This is a genomic window from Ruegeria sp. BHSA123 (assembly GCF_059613425.1).
Genome location: NZ_JBXWSL010000006.1, coordinates 42,407 through 64,766, shown reverse-complemented (window position 1 = coordinate 64,766; position 22,360 = coordinate 42,407). Strand labels below are relative to the sequence as shown.

At 58.4% G+C, this 22,360-nt stretch carries 20 protein-coding genes; 13 read left to right on the top strand and 7 right to left on the bottom strand.

From position 1 onward, the window contains the following. Positions 1-266 precede the first annotated feature (266 nt). Genes AC2FNC_RS04960 through AC2FNC_RS04940 form a run of 5 tightly spaced genes read left to right on the top strand, consistent with a single transcriptional unit; the run spans position 267 to position 6,835 of the window. Positions 267-2,087, top strand: coding sequence for an ABC transporter ATP-binding protein (locus tag AC2FNC_RS04960; RefSeq protein WP_480622276.1), 1,821 nt, complete (start codon positions 267-269; stop codon positions 2,085-2,087). 4 nt (positions 2,088-2,091) lie between these two features. Next, positions 2,092-3,258, top strand: coding sequence for an acetylornithine deacetylase (argE, locus tag AC2FNC_RS04955; RefSeq protein ID WP_496714774.1), 1,167 nt, complete (start codon positions 2,092-2,094; stop codon positions 3,256-3,258). Between the two features lie 43 nt (positions 3,259-3,301). Beyond that, the gene (locus tag AC2FNC_RS04950) at positions 3,302-4,468 is read left to right on the top strand and encodes a M20 aminoacylase family protein (RefSeq protein WP_496714743.1); all 1,167 of its coding nucleotides are present in this window, start codon (positions 3,302-3,304) and stop codon (positions 4,466-4,468) included. A 15-nt stretch (positions 4,469-4,483) separates the two neighbouring features. Further along, the gene (locus AC2FNC_RS04945; RefSeq protein ID WP_496714742.1) at positions 4,484-5,647 is read left to right on the top strand and encodes a M20 aminoacylase family protein; all 1,164 of its coding nucleotides are present in this window, start codon (positions 4,484-4,486) and stop codon (positions 5,645-5,647) included. 24 nt (positions 5,648-5,671) lie between these two features. Next, the gene (locus tag AC2FNC_RS04940) at positions 5,672-6,835 is read left to right on the top strand and encodes a M20 aminoacylase family protein (RefSeq protein ID WP_267362899.1); all 1,164 of its coding nucleotides are present in this window, start codon (positions 5,672-5,674) and stop codon (positions 6,833-6,835) included. 42 nt (positions 6,836-6,877) lie between these two features. Here AC2FNC_RS04940 and AC2FNC_RS04935 read toward each other — a convergent pair whose 3' ends face one another. Both AC2FNC_RS04935 and moaA read right to left on the bottom strand, forming a co-directional pair. Next, positions 6,878-8,200: a 3-deoxy-D-manno-octulosonic acid transferase gene (locus tag AC2FNC_RS04935; RefSeq protein ID WP_496714741.1), complete on the bottom strand. Its 1,323-nt coding sequence runs from the start codon at positions 8,198-8,200 to the stop codon at positions 6,878-6,880. A 3-nt stretch (positions 8,201-8,203) separates the two neighbouring features. Further along, complete coding sequence (gene moaA, locus AC2FNC_RS04930; RefSeq protein WP_480476047.1) at positions 8,204-9,211, bottom strand: GTP 3',8-cyclase MoaA; 1,008 nt, start codon at positions 9,209-9,211, stop codon at positions 8,204-8,206. A 90-nt stretch (positions 9,212-9,301) separates the two neighbouring features. Between moaA and AC2FNC_RS04925 the strand changes: the two genes are divergently transcribed. Then, positions 9,302-9,733 carry a hypothetical protein gene (locus AC2FNC_RS04925; protein WP_480516362.1) on the top strand — a complete coding sequence of 144 codons (432 nt, stop codon included), beginning with the start codon at positions 9,302-9,304 and terminating at the stop codon, positions 9,731-9,733. On the opposite strand, the gene AC2FNC_RS04920 is transcribed toward AC2FNC_RS04925, so the two are convergent. From AC2FNC_RS04920 to glmU, 4 genes are read right to left on the bottom strand one after another with little or no spacing between them, the layout of a single operon-like run. Then, positions 9,721-10,407, bottom strand: coding sequence for a DNA alkylation repair protein (locus tag AC2FNC_RS04920; RefSeq protein ID WP_480516364.1), 687 nt, complete (start codon positions 10,405-10,407; stop codon positions 9,721-9,723). The genes AC2FNC_RS04925 and AC2FNC_RS04920 overlap by 13 nt on opposite strands. A gap of 5 nt (positions 10,408-10,412) precedes the next feature. Next, positions 10,413-10,955, bottom strand: a complete 543-nt coding sequence (locus tag AC2FNC_RS04915) for a pyridoxamine 5'-phosphate oxidase family protein (protein WP_496714740.1) — start codon at positions 10,953-10,955, stop codon at positions 10,413-10,415. A gap of 3 nt (positions 10,956-10,958) precedes the next feature. After that, positions 10,959-12,782: a glutamine--fructose-6-phosphate transaminase (isomerizing) gene (gene glmS, locus AC2FNC_RS04910; protein ID WP_480516368.1), complete on the bottom strand. Its 1,824-nt coding sequence runs from the start codon at positions 12,780-12,782 to the stop codon at positions 10,959-10,961. A 3-nt stretch (positions 12,783-12,785) separates the two neighbouring features. Next, positions 12,786-14,138 (bottom strand): bifunctional UDP-N-acetylglucosamine diphosphorylase/glucosamine-1-phosphate N-acetyltransferase GlmU, encoded by a 1,353-nt coding sequence (glmU, locus tag AC2FNC_RS04905; RefSeq protein WP_480516370.1) that lies wholly within the window; start codon positions 14,136-14,138, stop codon positions 12,786-12,788. 134 nt (positions 14,139-14,272) lie between these two features. Between glmU and AC2FNC_RS04900 the strand changes: the two genes are divergently transcribed. From AC2FNC_RS04900 to AC2FNC_RS04890, 3 genes are all read left to right on the top strand, one after another. Then, positions 14,273-14,944: an HAD-IA family hydrolase gene (locus AC2FNC_RS04900; protein ID WP_480516372.1), complete on the top strand. Its 672-nt coding sequence runs from the start codon at positions 14,273-14,275 to the stop codon at positions 14,942-14,944. A 39-nt stretch (positions 14,945-14,983) separates the two neighbouring features. Then, positions 14,984-16,174 (top strand): DegT/DnrJ/EryC1/StrS family aminotransferase, encoded by a 1,191-nt coding sequence (locus AC2FNC_RS04895; RefSeq protein WP_480476061.1) that lies wholly within the window; start codon positions 14,984-14,986, stop codon positions 16,172-16,174. Positions 16,175-16,338: 164 nt separating this feature from the next. After that, complete coding sequence (locus AC2FNC_RS04890; protein ID WP_267362877.1) at positions 16,339-17,502, top strand: isovaleryl-CoA dehydrogenase; 1,164 nt, start codon at positions 16,339-16,341, stop codon at positions 17,500-17,502. A 50-nt stretch (positions 17,503-17,552) separates the two neighbouring features. Here AC2FNC_RS04890 and AC2FNC_RS04885 read toward each other — a convergent pair whose 3' ends face one another. Further along, positions 17,553-18,158 carry an OmpW/AlkL family protein gene (locus AC2FNC_RS04885; protein WP_209504463.1) on the bottom strand — a complete coding sequence of 202 codons (606 nt, stop codon included), beginning with the start codon at positions 18,156-18,158 and terminating at the stop codon, positions 17,553-17,555. A gap of 136 nt (positions 18,159-18,294) precedes the next feature. Between AC2FNC_RS04885 and AC2FNC_RS04880 the strand changes: the two genes are divergently transcribed. Genes AC2FNC_RS04880 through AC2FNC_RS04865 form a run of 4 tightly spaced genes read left to right on the top strand, consistent with a single transcriptional unit; the run spans position 18,295 to position 22,358 of the window. Then, positions 18,295-19,821 (top strand): AMP-binding protein, encoded by a 1,527-nt coding sequence (locus AC2FNC_RS04880; protein WP_496714739.1) that lies wholly within the window; start codon positions 18,295-18,297, stop codon positions 19,819-19,821. After that, the gene (locus AC2FNC_RS04875) at positions 19,818-20,327 is read left to right on the top strand and encodes a hypothetical protein (protein WP_480545728.1); all 510 of its coding nucleotides are present in this window, start codon (positions 19,818-19,820) and stop codon (positions 20,325-20,327) included. The genes AC2FNC_RS04880 and AC2FNC_RS04875 overlap by 4 nt, the downstream gene beginning before the upstream one ends. Next, on the top strand, positions 20,324-21,931 hold the full coding sequence (locus AC2FNC_RS04870) for a carboxyl transferase domain-containing protein (protein WP_480554112.1): 1,608 nt from the start codon (positions 20,324-20,326) through the stop codon (positions 21,929-21,931). Before AC2FNC_RS04875 ends, AC2FNC_RS04870 begins: the two co-directional genes overlap by 4 nt. A 1-nt stretch (position 21,932) precedes the next feature. Beyond that, entirely contained in the window at positions 21,933-22,358 is a 426-nt protein-coding gene (locus AC2FNC_RS04865) for an ASCH domain-containing protein (protein ID WP_496714738.1), read from the top strand. Positions 22,359-22,360 lie beyond the last annotated feature (2 nt).

Below are 22,360 nucleotides of genomic sequence, written 5' to 3'. Positions count from 1 at the left end.
ACACGTTCGTGTCTCGATTATCTCCGCAAGGCCTGCGGGTTTGGCGTTGCCGCCCCAAGGTAAGGTTTTGATCAACAAAGATAATAGCGCTAACGATTTCAGTCTGCGCCGCCTCCCCAGGTCGGTTACATGGCGTATCGAAACAGAACCTGAGAAAATTGCAAGTAGTGCCGTCGCGAAAATGTGTAATGGGTTTGACTTTTCCCGGCGGCCCGCCTTAGCGTTCGGAATTCAGAAAAGAATACCGTCGTCAAGGGAGCGCGCGCGTGCTGGATCAGCCTATTGCACAGATTAAAAAACTGCGGGTGGAGTTTCAGACGAAGGATGGCCCCGTTGTCGGTGTTGAGGATGTCTCGTTTGAGATCAAACCGGGTGAAACCGTTTGTATCGTTGGCGAATCGGGCTCGGGGAAATCGGTGTCGTCGCTGTCTCTGATGCGGCTGGTCGAGTTTGGAGGCGGCGAAATCGCGGGTGGTGAACTTCTGTTCGATCGCCGCGATGGGGGCGAAATGGACCTGTCCAAAGCCGATCCGGATCTGATGAAACAGATTCGCGGCAACGAGATCGGGATGATTTTTCAGGAGCCGATGACGGCGCTGAACCCAGTTTTTACCGTTGGTCGCCAGTTGACCGAAGGTCTGCGCATCCACAAGCAGATGTCGAAGTCACAGGCCGAGGACCGTGCGCTTGAGTTGTTGCGCCAGGTTCGTATCCCCGAGCCTGAGCGTCGTTTGAAACAGTACCCGCATGAGCTGTCGGGCGGGATGCGCCAACGTGTCGTCATCGCAATGGCGATGGCCTGCGAACCCCGCTTGCTGATCGCGGATGAACCCACCACGGCGCTAGACGTGACTATTCAGGCCGAGATCCTGGCCCTGATGGATCGCCTCAAGCGCGAAACCGGTACGGCGGTAATGTTCATCACCCATGACATGGCGGTTGTGGCGCAGATGGCTGACCGTGTTGTCGTCATGTATCGCGGCAACAAGGTCGAAGAGGGGACCGTCAGGGAAATCTTTGAAAACCCGCAGCATGATTACACCAAGGCGCTTTTGGCTGCAGTGCCGAAGCTGGGTGAAATGCAGGGTAAGTCGGCGCCCGAACCGATGAAGTTGCTGGGTGTCGAGGGGCAGAAAATTGCACCAATCCCCGGAACCGAAGAAGTTTTGTTGACGGTAAAGAACCTGACCACGCGGTTTCCGGTCAAAGGTGGTCTTCTGCGGCGCACGATCTCGAACGTTCATGCGGTCGAGGATGTGTCATTCACACTGAACAAAGGTCAGACGCTCAGCCTTGTGGGCGAATCCGGGTGCGGCAAGTCCTCGGCCGGGCGTTCGATCCTGCGGCTGGTCGAGCCGATGGCGGGCGAGGTCAATCTGGACGGTGTCGATATCATGAAGCTGGACCCGTCCGGCCTGCGCAAGGCGCGGCTGGACATGCAGATGATCTTTCAGGACCCGTTCGCCTCGCTGAACCCACAGATGCAATTGGTCGATCAGGTTGCCGAGCCGATGCGCAACTATGGCGTGGCGTCGGGATCCGAGTTGCAGGACCGCGTCGCACAATTGTTCGACAAGGTGCAGCTGCCGCGCAGCTTCATGCGTCGTTTCCCTCATGAAATGTCCGGGGGGCAGCGTCAGCGGATCGCGATTGCCCGCGCACTGGCCCTGAACCCCAAACTGATCATCGCGGATGAGGCGGTCTCGGCCCTCGACGTGTCGGTTCAGGCTCAGGTTCTGAACTTGATGATGGAACTGCAATCCGATTTGGGACTGTCTTATCTGTTCATCAGCCATGACATGGCCGTGGTTGAACGTGTCAGCCACTATGTCGGCGTTATGTATCTGGGTCGCATCGTGGAACTGGGCCCGCGTGCGCGTGTCTTTGAAAACCCACAACACCCCTATACGCAGGCGTTGATGAAGGCAGTTCCAATTGCTGACCCGAACAAGCGAAAGACTGAAAAAGACCTGAACTTCAAACCGATCCCGTCACCAATCCACCCTGTCGATTTCAAGCCGGAACCCTCTCAATATCAAGAGGTTGAACCGGGTCACTTTATCCTGACCACAGACAGTGGGTACTGACCCGATGGGCAAGCGCCTGACGCCGCTTGAGATCATGACCAAGCTGATCTCATTTCCAACCGTGAGTCGTGACACCAACCTGCCGTTGGTCGACTGGGTGGACGAATACCTGCAAAGCCATGGGATCACGTCGCACCGCTGGGCTGATCCGAATCAGCCGCATAAGGCGGCAATCTTTGCGCATGTCGGCCCTTTGGAAGAAGGCTCAGTTGTGCTGTCCGGGCACACGGATGTAGTGCCGGTTGACGGGCAACCCTGGGACACCGACCCCTTCACCGTGACCGAGAAGGACGGCAAATATTTCGGGCGCGGCACCTGCGACATGAAGGGATTTGATGCGCTTGCCATCTGGACGCTGGTCGAGGCGCATTACGCAAATGTGAGGCGACCGCTCCAACTTGCGCTGAGTTTTGATGAGGAAGTCGGGTGTACCGGAGCGCCGCCGATGATCGAGGCAATGCAGGGCATTTTGCCCAAAGGCTCGGCGGTGATCGTAGGTGAGCCGTCGATGATGCAGGCGGTAACGGGTCACAAGGGCGGTTTCGGCTTTGACACCCATATCGTCGGGTTCGAAGTTCACAGCTCGATCATGCACACAGGCGTCAACGCCATCATGGCAGCGGCCCCATTGATCGACTGGGCCAACCAGCAGAACGCGCGGAACTTGGCGGCGCAACCCAGTGCCGTTGCCGCCGTATTCGATCCACCCTGGACAACCTGCCATGTCGGTATGATTGAAGGCGGAACGGCCCACAACATTACTGCCAAAGACTGCCGGTTCATGATGGATTTTCGGACCGTGCCCGACGAAACGCAGGCCCAATGGCGAGATGCCTATTTCGAACAGGTTCGGCACATTGAGGCTCAGATGCAGGCCGTTCACCCGGATACCCGCATCGAACTGACTGAAAACTTCGCGATTCCGGGGTTGATCCCGGAAGAGGATGGTGAAGCCGAAGCACTGGTACGCGCCCTGACCGGAGACAACGCAAGCCATGTGGTCAGTTACGGGACCGAGGCAGGCCAGTTTCAGGAGGCCGGGTATTCTGCCGTGATATGTGGACCCGGAGACATAGCGCAGGCACATCAGCCGAATGAGTTCGTTACGATTGAACAATTCGAAGCCGGTCATAAATTCATGCAGCGATTGGTTGAAAAACTATGCGCCTAGCCCGGTGTAATACGGTGCCAGCGGTTGAAAGGGAGGTCTTGAGATGCCCGTAAAAAACAGACTTGCGGAAATGCATGGCGAGATCACCGAATGGCGCCGCCACCTGCACGCCCATCCGGAGCTGATGTATGACGTCCATGAAACTGCGGCATTTGTTGCCGCACGTCTGAAAGAGTTTGGAGTGGACGAGATCACTCCGGGCATTGGCAAAACAGGTGTTGTCGGGGTGATCAAAGGGCGCACGGATACGCAGGGGCGCGTCATCGGCCTGAGGGCGGACATGGATGCACTTCCGATTGAAGAGGCGACAGGGCTGGACTATGCCTCGACCGTGTCGGGCAAGATGCACGCCTGCGGACATGACGGGCACACTTCGATGCTGCTTGGGGCCGCGCAGTACCTTTCCGAGACGCGCAATTTCGATGGCACTGTGGTTCTGATCTTCCAGCCCGCCGAAGAAGGCGGGGCCGGCGGTCTGGCCATGTGTCAGGACGGGCTGATGGACCGCTGGGGCATTCACGAGGTCTATGGCATGCACAATATGCCCGGTCTTCCGGTGGGCGAGTTCGCAATTCGCCCCGGCGCGTTGCTGGCCTCGTCCGATGAGTTTGAAATCACGGTCACTGGCAAGGGCGGACACGCCGCTGCACCGCACGAGGCGGTGGATACAACTCTGGTAGCCTCGCATATCGTTGTTGCCTTGCAATCGGTGGTGTCCCGGACCGTTGACCCGATCAAGCGAGTTGTCCTTACCGTTGGGACGTTTGTGACGGATAGCGTTGCGTCGAACGTGATCGCTCATACGGTGCGTTTGCAGGGAACCGTGCGGACACTTGACCCCGAGTATCGTACAATCACCGAAGAACGCGTGCGCCGGATTGCCGAGGATACAGCCTCGGCCTTTGGCGCGAAGGCGGAGGTTATCTGGACACCCGGATATCCGGTGACAGTGAATTCCGAGGCCGAAACGGGCTATGCGGCCGAGGCGGCAGCTGCGGTTGCGGGCAAGGTCAACGACAGCACGGACCCTATCATGCCGTCCGAAGATTTTGCCTATATGCTTGAAGAACGCCCCGGCGCGTACATCTTTATCGGGAACGGGGATACGGCCATGTGCCACCACCCGCAATACAACTTTGACGACGACGCGATCCCCGCCGGTTGCAGCTGGTTTGCCGAGCTTGTGGAACGACGATTGCCTGTCGTATGAAACAGGGAGAATGACATGCCGATCAAGAACCGTCTCGCAGAGATGCATAATGAGATCACCGGTTGGCGGCGTGACATTCACCAACACCCGGAAATTCTGTACGACACTCACCGCACCAGTGCGCTGGTTGCGGAAAAGCTGAACGAGTTTGGTTGCGACGAGGTCGTGACTGGCATCGGTCGTACCGGAGTCGTTGGCGTCATTCGCGGCAAAAGCGACACACGGGGCCGTGTGATTGGCCTGCGCGCCGATATGGACGCCCTGCCGATGCAGGAACAGACCGGGTTGGACTATGCCTCGGAAATACCGAATGCGATGCATGCCTGTGGTCATGACGGCCATACGGCGATGGTTTTGGGGGCCGCCAAGTATCTGGCGGAAACCCGCAATTTTGATGGCACGGCAATCGTGATCTTTCAGCCCGCCGAAGAGGGTGGAAATGGTGCCGAGGCCATGTGCAAGGACGGTCTGATGGATCGGTTCGGCATTCAGGAAGTCTATGCGATGCACAATGTGCCGGGTATTCCTGCCGGGCAGTTTGCCATTCGTTCGGGGCCGTTGCTGGCGGCAGCGGATGAGTTTGACATCCATCTTGAAGGGCGCGGCGGCCACGCGGCAAAACCTCATCAGACGATTGATACAACGGTGATGCTGTCGCAGCTGATCGTGGCGTTGCAGACGATTGTGTCGCGCAATGCGAATCCGATTTTGCAGGCCGTGCTGTCTGTGACCTCGGTCGAGACGTCCTCGAAAGCGTTCAACGTGATCCCGCAATCAGCACGGATCCGCGGCACTGTTCGGACCCATTCCAACGAGTTGCGCGACCTGATCGAACAACGGCTGAAGGAAGTCTCGGAAGGGATCTCTGCAACATTTGGCGGGTCTGTGAACGTCACCTATAAACGCGGTGTTCCGGTGACGATCAATGCCGAAGCTCAGACGGGATATGCAGCAGAGGCCGCGGTGTCGGTTGAGGGCAGTTGCATTGAAGCGCCGATGGTGATGGGGGGCGAGGATTTCTCGTTCATGCTGGAAGAGAGGCCCGGGGCATTCATCGTTTTGGGCAACGGTGACAGTGCCGGGCTGCACCACCCCGAATACAATTTCAATGACGAGATCATCCCCATTGGGTGCTCGTGGTTTGCGGAAATGGTCGAGCGCCGGATGCCAGCGGCTTGACCTGAATCAGGAGAGAGAAAAGACATGCCAGTCAAGAACCGCTTTGCCGAATTGCAGAATGAAATCACGGAATGGCGAAGGGATCTGCACGAAAATCCCGAGATCCTGTTCGAAACCCACCGCACCAGCGCGAAGGTGGCCGAGAAGCTGAAGGAGTTCGGCTGCGATGAGGTTGTGACCGGTATCGGACGTACCGGTGTTGTCGGGGTGATCAAAGGCAAGTCGGACAGCAAAGGAAAGGTGATCGGCCTGCGCGCAGATATGGATGCTTTGCCGATACATGAGGCAACGGGGTTGGACTATGCCTCGAAAACGCCGGGTGCGATGCATGCCTGTGGGCATGACGGGCACACCGCGATGCTGCTGGGGGCGGCAAAGTACCTGTCGGAAACCCGCAACTTTGACGGCACCGTTGTCGTGATCTTCCAACCGGCTGAGGAAGGTGGCGGCGGGGGGCGCGAAATGTGCGAAGATGGAATGATGGACCGCTGGAACATTCAGGAAGTCTACGGCATGCATAACTGGCCGGGACAGCCTGTCGGCAAGTTCGCAATCCGGCCGGGGTCGTTCTTTGCGGCAACCGATCAGTTCGACATCACCTTTGAAGGTCGCGGCGGACATGCCGCCAAGCCGCATGAGACTGTGGATACCACAGTTCTGGCTGCGCAGGCTGTCCTTACGTTACAAACGATTTCTTCGCGCAATGCCGACCCAATAGATCAGGTCGTGGTGTCTGTGACGTCGTTCGAGACGTCATCCAAGGCATTCAATGTGATCCCTCAGACCGTGCAGATCAAAGGCACCGTGCGCACCATGAGCAAGGGCATGCGGGATCTGGCTGAAAAGCGGATCAACGAGATTTGCAACGGTGTAGCGGCCACGTTTGGCGGCACCGCTGACGTGACTTACATTCGCGGGTACCCGGTAATGGTGAACAGCGACGAGCAAACAGAGTTTGCGGCGGATGTGGCCCGGTCGGTGTCCGGTGATTGCGACGAGGCACCGTTGGTCATGGGGGGCGAAGATTTTGCCTTCATGCTGGAAGAGCGCCCAGGCGCCTATATTCTTGTGGGCAACGGTGACACCGCAATGGTTCATCACCCGGAATACAATTTCAACGACGAAGCCATTCCGGCCGGATGCAGCTGGTGGGCAGAGATTGTTGAACAGCGGATGCCAGCCGCCTGATGGTGAGGGTGGGGGCTCTGCCCCCACACCCCCGGGATATTTCTAGCCAGATGAAGCGGGATCCTTTGCTTGCAGATCAAGCACCGTGCAGAGGGTTTCGACGACGGCATCCAAGGCGGTCGACTGCGTATTGACGCAGGATTGTGCAGCCCTTCGGGCGGCTTGAAGGGTATTCTGGTCCGACAGCCAATGTGAAACGGCCTCAGAGAGGTCAGCGGATGTCTGGACCTCGACAGCGCCCTTGGCGTCGATCAGCGGGGCAAACGTTTCTGCAAAGTTGAAATACCCTGGGCCGGTGACCACGGCGGCTCCAGCCTGTGCCGGTTCAAACGGGTTGTGTCCGCCAATCTCTTTCAGTGAGCCCCCAAGGAACACGATCGGGCAAAGCGCGTACCAGGTTCCGGTTTCGCCCAGTGTGTCGGCAACATACACGTGCGTCGTATCTGTGATCGGTGCATTTTTTGACCGGAAGGATGCCTTGAGCCCGGCGTTGTTCAGAAGTTCTGCAACCTCGTCGCGTCGTTCGGGGTGGCGTGGGATCAGTAGCAGCAGAAGGTCGGGCCAATGTTGCAATAACGCCTTGTGGGCTGTCAGAACGCTGTCCTCTTCTCCGGCGTGGGTGGAACTGGCGATCCAGACAGGTCTGGCGGCTATTTGCGCACGAATGTCGTCCAGCGTGCTCTGGTCCACGGGCAGAGGATCGGACATGGCCTTGAGGTTGGTGCCGGGCTGCACCCGTTGGGCTGGGGCGCCCATGGCAATCAGGTTGGCTGCTGTTTTGTTGTTTTGCGTTAAGAGCAGGCGAAATTTATTCAGGACAAACCTTGCTGTTTTAGGGCGCTTCTTCCATCCGGCGACAGATTTGTCCGACAATCGAGCATTCAGCAGAGCCAGCGGAATGTCGCGCCCCGCGCTTTCGACAATCAGCCGCGGCCAGATCTCGCTTTCGACGAAGATCCCGGCATCGGGTTGCCAATGGTCCAGAAAGCGTTGAACCGGGCCGGCTGTGTCAAGCGGTGGGTACTGGTGTCGGGTGCGGGACGGCAGTCGCTTTTCGATCAGGGCCGCTGAGGTTGGCGTTCCTGAGGTGATCAGAAACTCGGTTTTGGGAAGGCGGTCGGCCAGCCGATTGATCAGAGTGAGGACCGACAGGCTTTCGCCGACACTGGCGGCGTGGAACCAGATCAACTGCCCTGCGGGGCGGGGCATACTGGCATGGCCAAGACGCTCCTGTTGGCGATTGGCTGGTACACCGGCAGCCTCAAGTTTCTTTCGGACGGTTCTCCAGACCAGAGGTGCGGCCAGAGAGATCAAGGCGCAGTACAGGGAGTACAGTGCTGTGGGGCGGTCTTGGTGATCCGGCATATATCAGCCGCCTGTATGGCTCATATGGCGGCTCATCCGACCATCAACGGACTGGCGGGAATAGTCGAAGTCATGACCTTTTGGCTTCAGGTTAATCGCCGCACGGATGGCATCTTCAAGCGGCTGTTCGGTATCGGGGTGATCCCGCAATGCGCCCCGCAGATCCGCCATGTCCTCCTGCCCCAGACACATATAAAGCTCGCCGGTGCAGGTCAGGCGCACGCGGTTGCAGCTTTCGCAGAAATTGTGGGACAGGGGCGTGATGAAGCCGATCTTCTGACCTGTTTCTTCCAGCCTGATATAGCGGGCCGGTCCGCCTGTGCGTTCGGCCAGATCAGTGATCGTGTAATGGTTTTCGTACTCTTTGCGCACATCCTTGAGAGACCAGTATTGATCCAGTCGATCCTCGTTACCGATATCGCCCATCGGCATGACCTCGATCCAGGTCAGGTCCATGTCGCGCTCGGCGCACCATTCAGTGATCTTGGGCAGTTCGGGTTCGTTGAATCCCTTGAGCGCAACAGCGTTGATCTTGATCCGCAGCCCGGCCTTTTGCGCCGCGTCGATGCCATTCAGTACCTGTTTGAGGCGGCCCCAGCGCGTGACTTTTGCAAATTTGTCGTCATCCAGCGTATCCAGAGAAACATTCACACGGCGCACACCGGCGGCATAAAGATCTTCGGCAAAGCGATGCAACTGCGAACCGTTTGTCGTGAGCGTCAGTTCTTTCAACGCACCGCTTTCCAAGTGGCGGGTCATAGCGTTGAAGAAGGTCATGATATTGCGACGAACCAATGGCTCACCGCCGGTAATGCGCAGTTTCTCGACGCCCATTCTCACAAAGGTCGAGCACATGCGATCCAGCTCTTCCAGCGTAAGAAGGTCTTTCTTGGGCAGAAAAGTCATGTTTTCGGACATGCAGTAGACACAGCGAAAATCACAGCGGTCCGTGACGGAGACGCGGAGATACGTGATGGCGCGGGCAAACGGGTCGATGAGCGGAGCAGACATGCGACATAGGTAAAGCTGTAACCAGCCTGCGACAAGTGCGAACTGCGCTTTGCACTGGATCACACCCGCATGGGGTTGTAGTTTCCGGGAATGAAAAAGGCATTTGTTTTTCTATGCGTTGTTTTGACCGGGTGCGATACTGTCCGGGCATCGACGGAACGTGTGTTCGGGTCGGGGGATGAGGCGGCTGCGGCCGTATCGGACGTTGAAACTGCGCCAGTTGTCGCTGAGGAGGTTCTTCGGCCCGAGCCGGTTGCGGCACGCCCCAGTTGGGTCGGAGCCAAAACAACCATTGCCGGGCTTGGTGATCCGACCACACCAGGGCGCTGGATGCAGACGCCGCTGGTCGATAGCGAGGTAACGGCGCGAGTTGTTGTGCCCAGAACCGGCGCGCAGGCCTATATCACCCTAGTTCCTGCCGCAGGCCCGGAAAGTAGCGGCAGCCGCTTGTCGCTGGATGCCATGCGGGCCCTTCTGGTGCCATTAGACGAACTGGTCGAAGTCGCGGTCTATGCCGACTGACTTTTCAGGTATTTGGCTGCTTCGCGTCGGGCGAACGGTTTCATGGCATCACCATGTCTGTCCAGAAACGCGATCACACGTTCGGGGTCGTGTTTGGACAGTTCCCGGAGCCACCAGGCGATTGATTTCTGAATAAACCAGTCGCGGTCAGGGACATATCCGGCGGCCCAGCCGAGGATACAGTCGCGACGTTGCAGGTCTTCGGGCTTGGGGTGGTTCTGTTTGGTCCAGGGCAGTGTTGCGACAAGGGCCGCGCGCCGGGTCCACATGTGATCGGACTGAGTCCACTGTTCGACGACAATCAGTCTCTCGGGGTCGGCCATCAGTCGTTTTTGCATCGCCATGCAGGCATGATCGGCGACGGCCCAGGCGTCAAAATCCGGTAGCCAGCTTTGAAGCAGGTCCCAAACCTGATCGTCGGGCCGGATGCGGGCCTGGGTCAGAAGCTTGGCCGCGGCAAGGCGCGCTTCGTGGATATCGGTTTGCCACAGCGCCTTGGCCAGCGCGACGCGTTTTTTCACATCCAGCTCTTGCCGCCATGCTTTGGTCAGATCGTTGAGAACCGGGTTGGCGACGCCCAGATAGACGCGATCCGCCTTGTGATAACTGGCCATCTGACCCGCACGTTCGGGGTCGGCATGGGCTTTGATCTGATCAAGAAAAGTGGTCAGCATCGGGGTCAGACCGGAACGCCTGTTGGTTCGCCGTCTATCGTCTGGCTGTTCTTTTCTGCCCAATAAAACCGGATGTCGCCGTCCGTTTTGCCATCGACCCATTTCTGCATCGTGTCGCGGTCGGACTGGAATGCCATGAACGGCACTGCATACCCGCAGGAGGTCTGAACCATTTCGATCGACTGGTCGTAGATCTGCCGGGCGCTGCGGTGGTTGGGGAAAAGATTGGCCAGTTCATCCCAGCCCTCATCTCCGACGTGCAGAGTGCGGGCAGTGCCATATGTGCGCAGGATCAGCGGGCGTTTGGTGAAGGAGCACCACATCAGTGTCATCCTGTTGACCTGCATCAGATGCCCCGCCGTCTCGTTGCCGCTGCCAGTCAAGTTCATCCAGACGATGCGGTTTGGTCCCAGCACTCGCAGCGAGTCCATACCTTTGGGCGAGATATTGACCTTTCCCTCGGTCCCGGCAGTGCCGACGAAGAACATATGCTGATCTTCGATGAACTTTTGATGCGCGTCATCAAGCCGGGAAAACTGTTTGGACATGGGTCACTCTACCGTCACTGATTTTGCCAGATTGCGCGGCTGGTCTACATCCGTCCCTTTGGCTACAGCCGTGTGGTATGCCAGCAACTGTGCGGGAACCGAATAAAGGATCGGCGCAAGACTGGTGTGAATATGAGGCATCCGGATTGTGCTCCAGACGCCGTCTCCGGCCTCGTCAATTCCATCATCATCAGACACAAGGATCACTTTGCCCTTGCGCGCCATCACTTCCTGCATGTTCGACACGGTCTTGTCGAACACGGTGTCGCGGGGTGCCATGACGACAACAGGCATATGCTTGTCGATCAGGGCGATGGGTCCGTGTTTCAACTCGCCCGATGCATACCCTTCGGCGTGGATATAGCTGATTTCCTTGAGCTTCAGCGCCCCTTCCATTGCCAGAGGATACATCAGGCCACGGCCCAGGAACAGAACGTCGCGCGCCTCGGACAGGCGTTGGGCTGCTTTGCGGATCGCCCGGTTCTGATCCAATGCCGTGTTCAGCACGGTCGGCAATCCGCGCAGCGCAGCGGTGTGATCGGCGATTTCCTCATCGGTCAGAGTGCCGCGGTCGGCCGCTGCCTTGAGCGCCAGCATCAGCAAAACGCTTAGTTGACAGGTGAAGGCTTTGGTCGAAGCCACACCGATTTCAACGCCAGCATGGATCGGCAGGGCGATATCGCTTTCCCGAGCAATCGAGCTTTCTGGGACATTGACGACGGAAACGATCTTGTCCGCCTTGCCCTCGCAATAGCGCAGCGCGGCCAGGGTGTCGGCGGTTTCGCCTGACTGACTGACAAACAGCGCCAGTGTGCGACCCGTGATCGGAGGTTCGCGATAGCGGAACTCGCTGGCGATATCGACTTCCACCGGCATCTTTGCCAGTTGCTCGAACCAGTATTTCGCAGTCAGGCAGGCGTAAAACGCGGTGCCGCAGGCGACCATGGTCAGACGGTCCAACTTGCTGAAATCCAGCTCGGCGTCGGGTAACACCACGCGATCACCGCCCGTTGGCAGGTAGGATCGGATGGCCTCAGCCACAACGATAGGCTGTTCAGCGATTTCCTTGGCCATGAAATGCTTATGCTCGCCCTTGTCGGCGCGCGCATGATCCAGCTTGATCTTGCGCTTTTCCCGGTTGGCCAGTTCACCGGCCTCGTTGCGGATTTCCAATGATGTTCGGGTCAGAACCGCGCGGTCGCCTTCCTCAAGATAAGTGATCTGGTTGGTTAGCGGCGCAAGGGCAATGGCGTCCGAACCCACATACATCTCACCATCCCCGTGGCCGATGGCCAGAGGTGATCCTTTGCGGGCGGCTACAATCAGGTCGTCCTCACCATCGAACAGGAATGCAAGGGCGAAGGCACCTTCCAACTTGTCGATGGTCTTGAAAGCGGCCTCGACCGGGGACATGCCTGTGTTGAGGTGATGTTCCGTCATCAGCGCGACGGTTTCCGTGTCGGTTTCGGTCTTGAAGGCCACGCCGTGTTTGGCCAGTTCCGCCCTCAGGTCGCGGTAGTTTTCGACAATCCCGTTGTGAACCACGGCCACCGGGCCAGCCTTGTGGGGATGCGCGTTGTTGACGGAAGGCGCACCATGCGTGGCCCAGCGGGTGTGACCAATGCCGGATTTTCCCGGCAGCGGATCATGCACCAACAGATCGCTGAGGTTGACCAGCTTGCCGACCGCACGCCGACGCCCCAGGACACCGTCATTAACGGTTGCAATCCCGGCACTGTCATAGCCGCGATATTCCAGCCGTTTCAGGGCTTCTACCAGAATAGGGGCTGCTTCATGCTGCCCCAAGACACCTACAATTCCACACATATCTCAGGCCTCGTTTTCGCGGCGAGCCTTCTTCGCCTTCAACATTTCAAACAGTTTTCGCGCGTAGCCGGGTTTGTTTTCCTGCTTGGCGCGCGCCAAGGCCAACGCCTCGGGCGCTACGTCTTTGGTCACCACTGTGCCTGTCGCTGTCATTGCGCCATCGCCCACCGTGACCGGGGCCACGAGCATGGTGTTGGAGCCGATAAAGACATTCGCACCTATGTTGGTCTTGTGCTTCATCACACCATCATAGTTGCAGGTGATTGTTCCCGCGCCGATATTCGTCGCAGCACCCACCGATGCGTCCCCGATATAGCTGAGGTGGTTGACCTTCGCGCCTTCGGCGATTTCTGCATTCTTGATTTCGACGAAATTGCCAACCCGCGTGTTTTCGGCCAATTCTGCGCCCGGACGCAGCCGCGCGTAGGGGCCGACGATGGCACCGCGACTGACATGGCACCCTTCCAGATGGGAAAAGGCCCGGATGGTTGCACCGCTTTCGACAGTCACTCCGGGGCCGAAAACCACGTTGGGTTCGATTACTGTGTCACGCCCAATCACAGTGTCTGCGGACAGGTATACCGTATCCGGTGCCATCAATGTGACACCCATATCCAGCAGTTCTGCCCGCGCGCGCGCCTGAAATACGGCGTCGGCGGCGGCCAGATCAGCGCGTGAGTTCACGCCCAGCGTCTGCGCCTCGTCACAGGCGACGGCGGTTACGTTCAGACCGCGGTTGCGGGCGATCTCAACTACGTCTGTCAGATAGTATTCGCCTGAGGCATTGTTGTTTTCAACGGCGTCAATCAGCGAAAAAAGCAACCGGGCATCACAGGCCAAAAGGCCCGAGTTGCAAAATGTTATGGCGCGCTCATCATCTGATGCGTCTTTGAATTCGACAATGCGTTCCAACGTGTCGCCATTCATGACCAACCGGCCATAGCGGGCCGGATCAGCCGCTTCGAACCCAAGGATGACCAGGTCATTTCGGGACCGTGCCTCGACCATCCGCTCCAGCGTATCGGGTTGTAAAAACGGGGTGTCGCCGTAAAGAACTACGATATCACCGTCGAACCCGTCCAGTGCTGTCCGGGCCTGACCAACCGCATGGGCTGTACCCAATTGTTCCTCCTGAACGGCTATCCGGGCATCTTCGTCTTCGTCCTGAGCAACCTTTGCTACAGCTTCGGACCCGTGGCCGGTGACGATCACCGTGCGTTCGGGCGACAAAACAGACCCGGCACGCATCGCGTGAACAAGCATCGGAGCCTGAGCGATGGGATGCAGGACTTTGGGAAGGTCCGAATTCATCCTGGTGCCTTTTCCGGCGGCAAGGATGACAAGGGCAATGGTCATGAAATCGTTTTCTCTTTGTGTTTTGTTGCCGACCGTTTTATCCGCTGGGGGCAAAGGCGCAAGCTGTTCGGCCATCAAACAAGATTGCCGATTGAAACAGGACACGGCGAAAACCTGCCGAAACAGGAGGCAACATGCGGACCGTCATCTTCGATCTGGACGGCACTTTGGCGGATACATCAAGCGATTTGCTGGCGGCAGCGAACCATTGTTTCCGCGAAATGGGGCATGGTGATGTGCTGGTCCATGGGCAGGATGCAGGCATCGCGCTGCGTGGCGGGCGCATGATGTTAACCCAAGGGCTGAAACGCGTTGGAGCTTACGACGAGGACACCGTTCAGGCCTATTATCCGGTTCTGCTTGAGGCTTACGCGCAAGATATCAACACCCACACAAGTTTCTATCCGGGAGCGTTGCAGGCCGTCGAGATGCTGAGTAACGCGGGCTACGGTGTCGGCATTTGCACCAACAAGCCGGAACATCTGGCCGAATTGTTACTGACGCGCATGGGAGTGCGGGACCGTTTTGCCTCGTTGGTAGGTGCGGATACGCTGCCGGTGCGCAAGCCGGACCCGGCCCCTCTGCGCGAGGCTGCGCGACGGGCCGGGGGAGATCCAGCCTGGTGCGTGCTGATCGGAGATTCGGATACCGACCGCAATACCGCCCGAGCGGCAGGGGTCCCATCGGTTTTGGTGACTTTCGGGCCGTCAGGGGAGGACATGGCAGCGCTGGAGCCCGAAGCCCTGCTGCATCACTTTGACGACTTGCCCGATCTTGTGCCTGATCTGATCGGTGCGGCAGCCTGAAACCTTGACCGGACCCTGTCGGAGATCCAGAAAAAGACCATGACGGAAACATTCATTGGTAATTTCACGCAGCAGGAACCCCTTCCAGACGACGCAATCGAGGCAGCGCTGGCTGTCCTGCGTCACGGGCGGCTGCATCGCTATAACGTGGTCCCCGGTGAGTTGGGGGAAACGGCCCTGTTGGAACAGGAGTTTGCTGCACAGATGGGGGCCAAGTATTGCTTGGCGGTTTCCTCTGGCGGTTATGCGCTTGCCACCGCGTTGCGGGCCGTCGGTGTGCAGCCGGGCGACCCGGTTCTGACCAATGCGTTCACTCTGGCTCCGGTGCCGGGATCAATTGCATCGGTCGGAGCGCGGGCGATCTTTGTCGGCGTCACCGAAAACCTGACCATCGATCTGGAGGATCTTGAGGGCAAACTGGATCAGGCCCGTGTCCTGATGCTCAGCCATATGCGCGGGCATCTGTGTGACATGGATCGTCTGATGCAGATGTGTGACGCGGCAGGCGTTATCGTGATCGAGGACTGCGCACACACGATGGGCGCGGCCTGGCGTGGTCAGTTGTCGGGGCGGCAGGGGGCGATCGGGTGTTATTCCTGCCAGACCTATAAGCACGTGAACTCGGGCGAGGGCGGTTTGCTGGTTACTGATGACGCGGAACTGGCGGCCAAGGCCACAATGCTGTCGGGGTCATACATGCTGTATGAACGCCATCTGGCAGCGCCGGGACCTGAAGTGTTCGAGCGGATAAAGTACACCACACCCAATGTGTCAGGTCGCATGGACAATTTGCGTGCCGCCATCCTACGCCCTCAGTTGCGGGATCTGGACCGGCAGGTGACACGGTGGAACGAGCGCTATCGCGAGATCGAGACCGGGCTGCGCGGCACTCCGGGCCTGACGATTGTCGAGCGACCCGAAGAGGAAACCTATGTCGGGTCTTCGATCCAGTTCCTGCTGTTGGATTGGTCGCCTGAGCGGATAGCCGACGTTATCAGCCGCTGCGCCGCGCGTGGGGTCGAGATCAAATGGTTTGGCGGGGCTGAGCCAACAGGGTTCACGTCGCGCTATGACAGCTGGAGATATTTTGAAAGCGAACGAATGCCGGAAAGTGATCGTGTTCTGGCAGGCATCATGGATATGCGTGTGCCGCTGACCTTTTCACTGGAGGATTGCCAAGTGATCGCGCGCATCATCCGAGCCGAAGTGGGCGCAGTTTATCAATCCTAGCAAAACAGAGTGCGCTTTCAGCGCACACTCGACCCTTGAGAGCGCCGCCCGGTTTGGGCGGCGTTTCGCGTTTTGGTCCGGGCTTTCACAAAGATTGACCGATGACAGATTCGCTGTTAGAGATTTATTGAACACTTGTTCATTAATGCGGAGGGAGGACACAGATGTTCATGGCCACGATGAAGTTTGATCTGGGTGAGGATGTGAACGCCCTGCGCGAGATGGTGCATCGGTGGGCGCAGGAGCGTGTCAAGCCGATGGCGGCTGAGATTGATGCCAAGAACAGCTTTCCGAATGAACTGTGGAAAGAAATGGGAGAGCTTGGTCTTTTGGGTGTCACCGTGCCAGAAGAATACGGCGGTGCGGGCATGTCCTATTTGGCGCATACAATTGCTGTCGAAGAAGTTGCGCGCGCTTCTGCCTCGGTTTCGCTGTCTTATGGGGCGCATTCCAACCTGTGTGTGAACCAGATCAAGCTGAACGGTACGGAAGAGCAGAAACAGAAATACCTGCCGCGCCTAGTATCGGGAGAACATGTGGGTGCGCTGGCGATGTCGGAACCTTCCGCAGGTTCGGACGTGGTGTCGATGAAGCTGCGGGCGGAAAAACGCAACGACCATTACCGACTGAACGGCAACAAGTACTGGATCACAAACGGGCCAGACGCGGATACACTGGTGGTTTATGCCAAGACAGACCCCGATGCCGGATCGAAGGGTATTACTGCATTTCTGATTGAAAAAGAGATGAAGGGTTTTTCGACTTCACCCCATTTCGACAAGTTGGGGATGCGCGGGTCGAACACGGCTGAACTGATCTTTGAAGATGTCGAAGTGCCGTTCGAGAACGTATTGGGAGAAGAGGGCAAGGGCGTAGCCGTGCTCATGTCAGGTCTGGACTATGAGCGCGTGGTTCTGGCCGGGATCGGAACCGGCATCATGGCAGCCTGTCTGGATGAGGTGATGCCGTATCTGGCCGAGCGCAAGCAATTCGGCAAACCGATTGGCAGCTTCCAACTGATGCAGGGCAAGATTGCCGACATGTATACCGCGATGAACTCGGCACGGGCCTATGTCTATGAGGTGGCCAAGGCCTGTGATCGAGGAGACGTCACTCGGCAGGACGCAGCGGCGTGCTGTCTCTACGCATCCGAACAGGCGATGGTTCAGGCGCATCAGGCGGTTCAGGCGCTGGGCGGGGCAGGGTTTCTGTCGGATGCACCGGTCAGCCGGATTTTCCGGGACGCCAAGCTGATGGAGATCGGCGCAGGCACCAGCGAGATTCGACGGATGCTGATCGGCCGGGAAATGATGAACGAAATGCGCTGAACGAAAACGCCCCGCAGACGAGTTTGCAGCGGGGCGTTTCGATCAAAGGATCAGAAGCGATGAACGTAGGAAATACCGACCAGCCAAGGGTCGATGTTTGCAGTGCCAATATCGGCTCCGTTCAGCGTGACGTCCGAGTCGATGTCGAACCAGCGCACATTCAGACGGACCGCACCTTTGTCGGTGATCATATAGTCGAGACCGGCTTGCAGCGATACGCCGAAGGAATCATCGACCTTGAGGTTGCCAAGGGCAGATTGCTCGTCAAAGAAGATGGTATAGTTCAGACCGGCACCGACATAGGGCTTCCAGGCGCTATTGGTCGGGAAGTGATAGTTCAGCGACAAGGTGGGCGGCAGATGTTTGACGCTGCCAGCGTCCACGCTTCCGCCCAAGGTGACGTTATGTTTGAACGGGGTCGCGGCCAGCAGCTCGATCCCCAAATTGTCCTGGATGAAATACTCGGCGGTGAAGATCGGGCGCGTATCCGAGTCGATATCGGCGCTAAGGCCGGCCAGAGTTCCGTTGTTGGATTTCGGGTCCAGGTACCCCACACCGATACCGAGAGTCCAATCCCCCTGAGATTGGGCAAACGCAGGGGCGGCCAGAGCCACCAACGCGGTGGAAAGAGTCAAAGCGGCGAGTTTCTTGGTCATTGTCTTGCCTTTGGTTTCGTTGATGACCTTGGTGTTGCAGCGACTGAAATTGCCCACTCTGATCTGCATCAAGTAAACGTGAAAGAACTGGCTGCAGATGAATCGATAAGTGCAGGAAATATAGGGAATAATCACCGTGCCAAGCGCTGAGCGCATACCGGGTTTGCGCCCGGATGGAGGCTGGGATCTGCCGGACAGTCTGAACATGGCGCAGCAGTGCCTGCGGCATGCGGGGGATCGGGTTGCGCTGATCGATTTAACCGGACCGGACCCGCAGCGCATCAGCTATGCGCAGCTGTCGCAAATGACGGACGGAATAGCCCGAGCATTATTGCGCCATGTGCAGCCCGGTGATCGCGTTGGAGTATTGCTAAGCCAATCTCCCTGGTGTGCGGCGGCCCATCTGGCGATCTGGAAGATCGGCGCGGTGTCGGTCCCTTTGTTCAAACTGTTCAAGCAGGACGCGTTGCGGTCGCGGGTCAGTGACGCAGGTGCCCGGATTGTGCTGACCGACGCCGAAGGGGCTGATCTGTTGGGTGATCTGGCTGCGCCTTTGATCGCGTCGGAAATTGGCGAGGAAGGCCTTGCTGTACCATTCGTCGCGACCAGCCCAGATGATCCGGCAGTGTTGATCTACACCTCGGGCACCACCGGCAGCCCGAAGGGCGCGCTGCATGGACACCGGGTTCTGACCGGGCATCTGCCGGGAGTTTCGATCAGCCATAATCACTTGCGCGAAGGTGACTGTCTTTGGACCCCGGCGGATTGGGCGTGGATCGGCGGGCTGTTCGACGTGCTGATGCCGGGTCTTGCGCTGGGCATTCCCGTCGTTGCCGCGCGGCTTGAGAAATTCACCCCCGAGGCCTGCGCTGACATCATCGCGCGTGGCGGGGTGCGGAACGTCTTTTTCCCACCAACGGCGCTGCGAATGCTCAAGGCAGCGGATCAGGTGATCCCTGGCCTGCGCTCGGTTGCATCGGGTGGTGAGCCGCTGGGGGCCGAGATGTTGGCCTGGGGGCGGCAGGCGTTTGGTCTGACTATCAACGAGTTCTACGGTCAGACCGAGTGCAACATGGTCGTATCATCTTGCGCCGAAGATTTCCCTGTGCGTCCCGGCTGTATCGGCCAACCGGTGCCAGGGCATGAGGTTGCGGTGATTGATGAAGACGGCAACCCGACCGGTGAAGAGGGCGACGTGGCCATCCGGCGCGGCTCGGCCTCGATGCTGCTGGAGTACTGGAATCGCCCCGAAGCGACTGCCGACAAGTTCCGGGGCGACTGGCTGATCACCGGTGATCGCGGCGTGTGGGAGGGCGACTATCTGCGTTTCGTAGGGCGCGATGACGACGTGATTACCTCGGCGGGTTACCGCATTGGCCCGGCCGAGATCGAGGACTGCCTGCTGACCCACCCGGCAGTGGCGACGGTAGGCGTGGTCGGCAAACCCGATCCGCTGCGAACCGAGATTGTCAAGGCCTATGTGGTGCTGAAGCCGGGAGCCGAGGCTGCAGAGCAGGAGTTGCAGGATTGGGTCAAAGACCGTTTGGCGCACTATTCCTATCCGCGCGAGGTGGCGTTTCTGGAGGAACTGCCGATGACGGTGACGGGGAAGGTGATCCGGAAGGAATTGAAGGCGCGGGCGGCGGGGGAGATTGGTTCGTGAGAGAGACTCGCGTCATAAGCAGGTTACTATGGTCGGCCTCGGTCGCTCTGATCTTTCCGTCAGCAGCACTGAGTACTGACGATGATCCGAGTCAGTTCCATGAGCCCGTCCTCGGCGTTGAAGATTGGTTAGATGGGTGCGCGCGACTCAGCGAAGAAACGGTGATGACGGTTTCGAAAACCGAACTGGAAACCGACTGTGTCTTGTTAGCGTTGGAATATTGTACACGGGAGCAGTCGAACTCTTATGGCGAGATATGTCACGACATTTTGGTTGAGCATATTCTATTTCGAAGTGAAGAAATTTCGAAATCATTGCCTGTGAACCCGAACCTAACGGAAGTCAGGCGATTTTCGTATGCCAATGCTTTGCAGCGTGCTTCGGAAGTTACTCAAGCAATTTGCGGTGCCGATTTGTCTGAAAAACAGTGCCAATTAAAGAATGCAACTTTGAGGTGGCTGGATTTGCGGTATGCAGACCGGCTGCTGGAGGGTGAACGAAAATGAAACTCACATCCAAAGCCATGCCCGCCTCCGAGGGCTTCAAGACAAACCGCGCCGCTCATCTCGACGCGCTGGCGCAGATCTCTGCCGCCGCCGAGGCAGCCCGTATGGGGGGCGGCGAGAAATCCCGCGCGCGGCATGAATCTCGGGGCAAGATGTTGCCGCGCAGGCGGGTGGCGAACCTGCTTGATCCGGGGTCTCCGTTTTTGGAAATCGGCGCGACAGCGGCGCATGGGATGTATGGTGATGCCGCGCCATGTGCCGGGGTGATTGCGGGGATTGGCCGGGTGCAGGGGCGCGAAGTCATGGTGGTGTGTAACGATGCCACCGTGAAGGGCGGCACCTATTATCCGATGACTGTCAAAAAGCACCTGCGCGCGCAGGAGATTGCCGAGGAAAACCATCTGCCCTGCATCTATCTGGTCGACAGCGGCGGCGCGAACCTGCCCAATCAGGATGAGGTGTTCCCCGACCGCGACCATTTTGGCCGTATTTTCTACAATCAGGCGCGGATGAGCGCGAAGGGTATCCCTCAGATTGCCGTGGTGATGGGATCATGCACGGCGGGTGGGGCCTATGTACCTGCGATGTCCGATGTGACGATCATCGTAAAGGAACAGGGCACGATCTTTCTGGCAGGGCCACCATTGGTCAAAGCTGCAACGGGTGAGGTTGTTAGCGCCGAGGATCTGGGTGGCGGCGATGTGCACACACGCCTGTCGGGTGTGGCGGATTATCTGGCCGAAGATGATGCACATGCGCTGGCATTGGCGCGGCGGGCTGTCGGGTCATTGGGGGGTGCCGGGCTGAAGCCCGGCCTACTGTTCGAAGCACCCGAGGAGCCAGCTTATGATCCGGATGAAATTCTGGGTGTCGTTCCCGCCGACTTGCGCACGCCCTATGACATCCGTGAAGTGATCGCACGGCTGGTCGATGGCTCTCGGTTTGATGAGTTCAAACCCCGCTTTGGCGAGACACTGGTCACCGGCTTTGCCCATGTCAAAGGGTGCCCAGTCGGGATCATTGCCAACAATGGCGTGCTGTTCTCGGAGGCTGCGCAAAAGGGCGCGCATTTTGTCGAGCTGTGTTCGCAGCGCAAAACGCCCCTGGTCTTCCTGCAGAACATCACCGGCTTTATGGTAGGCCGCAAATACGAGAACGAAGGGATCGCCCGCCACGGCGCCAAGATGGTGACGGCAGTTGCAACGACGAGCGTTCCCAAGATCACGATGCTGGTGGGCGGCTCGTTTGGGGCCGGGAACTATGGCATGGCAGGACGCGCCTATCAGCCAAGGTTTCTGTGGACATGGCCGAACTCTCGGATTTCGGTGATGGGGGGCGAGCAGGCCGCAGGCGTATTGGCGACAGTCAGGCGCGACGGGATCGAACGACAGGGCGGTACCTGGTCGGCCGAGGAAGAGGCCGAATTCAAACGTCCGACGCTGGACATGTTCGAAGAGCAATCGCACCCGCTATATGCCTCGGCCCGTCTCTGGGACGATGGCATCATCGACCCGCGCAAAAGCCGCGATGTGCTCGCCTTGTCGCTGAGTGCGGCGCTGAATGCCCCGATTGAGGAGACACGTTTCGGCGTGTTCAGGATGTAAGATGAACGTTTCATTGAATGACGTCATGGCCCGCTATCCTGGTGCGCAGACTTTCAAGTTTGGTGACAATGCCCGGCTGAGTGCTGAGCTGCTGGCTCTGGTGCGATCAGGGCGGAAAACGGCAACCTGCGGTGCGTTGCGCGACTATCCCGAAGGTAGCCCTGACACTCCTGTTGTCGGGCGGAGAGACATTGCGCTGGATTGGGATGATCGTCCGGCCTTGGTGATCGAAACGGTCGACGTCTCGACCTGCCGATACTGCGACGTAACCGAGGATTTCGCGTTGGCAGAGGGCGAAAATGAAACGCTTGAGGGATGGCGCGAGGGTCATCGCCGGTATTTCGAACGCAATGGCGGGTTCGATCCTAAGATGGAACTGCTGTGTGAACGGTTTCGTCTGGTCGAAGATCTGGCGGTTGAGGGGTAAGA

Coding starts and splice junctions, on each gene's coding strand:
- AC2FNC_RS04915 (WP_496714740.1), bottom strand. CDS start 10,955: ATGTCCAAACAGTTTTCCCGGCTTGATGACGCGCATCAAAAGTTCATC.
- AC2FNC_RS04865 (WP_496714738.1), top strand. CDS start 21,933: ATGAACGTTTCATTGAATGACGTCATGGCCCGCTATCCTGGTGCGCAG.
- AC2FNC_RS04885 (WP_209504463.1), bottom strand. CDS start 18,158: ATGACCAAGAAACTCGCCGCTTTGACTCTTTCCACCGCGTTGGTGGCT.
- argE (WP_496714774.1), top strand. CDS start 2,092: ATGGGCAAGCGCCTGACGCCGCTTGAGATCATGACCAAGCTGATCTCA.
- AC2FNC_RS04940 (WP_267362899.1), top strand. CDS start 5,672: ATGCCAGTCAAGAACCGCTTTGCCGAATTGCAGAATGAAATCACGGAA.
- AC2FNC_RS04890 (WP_267362877.1), top strand. CDS start 16,339: ATGTTCATGGCCACGATGAAGTTTGATCTGGGTGAGGATGTGAACGCC.
- AC2FNC_RS04950 (WP_496714743.1), top strand. CDS start 3,302: ATGCCCGTAAAAAACAGACTTGCGGAAATGCATGGCGAGATCACCGAA.
- glmS (WP_480516368.1), bottom strand. CDS start 12,782: ATGTGTGGAATTGTAGGTGTCTTGGGGCAGCATGAAGCAGCCCCTATT.
- AC2FNC_RS04900 (WP_480516372.1), top strand. CDS start 14,273: ATGCGGACCGTCATCTTCGATCTGGACGGCACTTTGGCGGATACATCA.
- glmU (WP_480516370.1), bottom strand. CDS start 14,138: ATGACCATTGCCCTTGTCATCCTTGCCGCCGGAAAAGGCACCAGGATG.
- AC2FNC_RS04895 (WP_480476061.1), top strand. CDS start 14,984: ATGACGGAAACATTCATTGGTAATTTCACGCAGCAGGAACCCCTTCCA.
- AC2FNC_RS04925 (WP_480516362.1), top strand. CDS start 9,302: ATGAAAAAGGCATTTGTTTTTCTATGCGTTGTTTTGACCGGGTGCGAT.
- AC2FNC_RS04920 (WP_480516364.1), bottom strand. CDS start 10,407: ATGCTGACCACTTTTCTTGATCAGATCAAAGCCCATGCCGACCCCGAA.
- AC2FNC_RS04945 (WP_496714742.1), top strand. CDS start 4,484: ATGCCGATCAAGAACCGTCTCGCAGAGATGCATAATGAGATCACCGGT.
- moaA (WP_480476047.1), bottom strand. CDS start 9,211: ATGTCTGCTCCGCTCATCGACCCGTTTGCCCGCGCCATCACGTATCTC.
- AC2FNC_RS04870 (WP_480554112.1), top strand. CDS start 20,324: ATGAAACTCACATCCAAAGCCATGCCCGCCTCCGAGGGCTTCAAGACA.
- AC2FNC_RS04935 (WP_496714741.1), bottom strand. CDS start 8,200: ATGCCGGATCACCAAGACCGCCCCACAGCACTGTACTCCCTGTACTGC.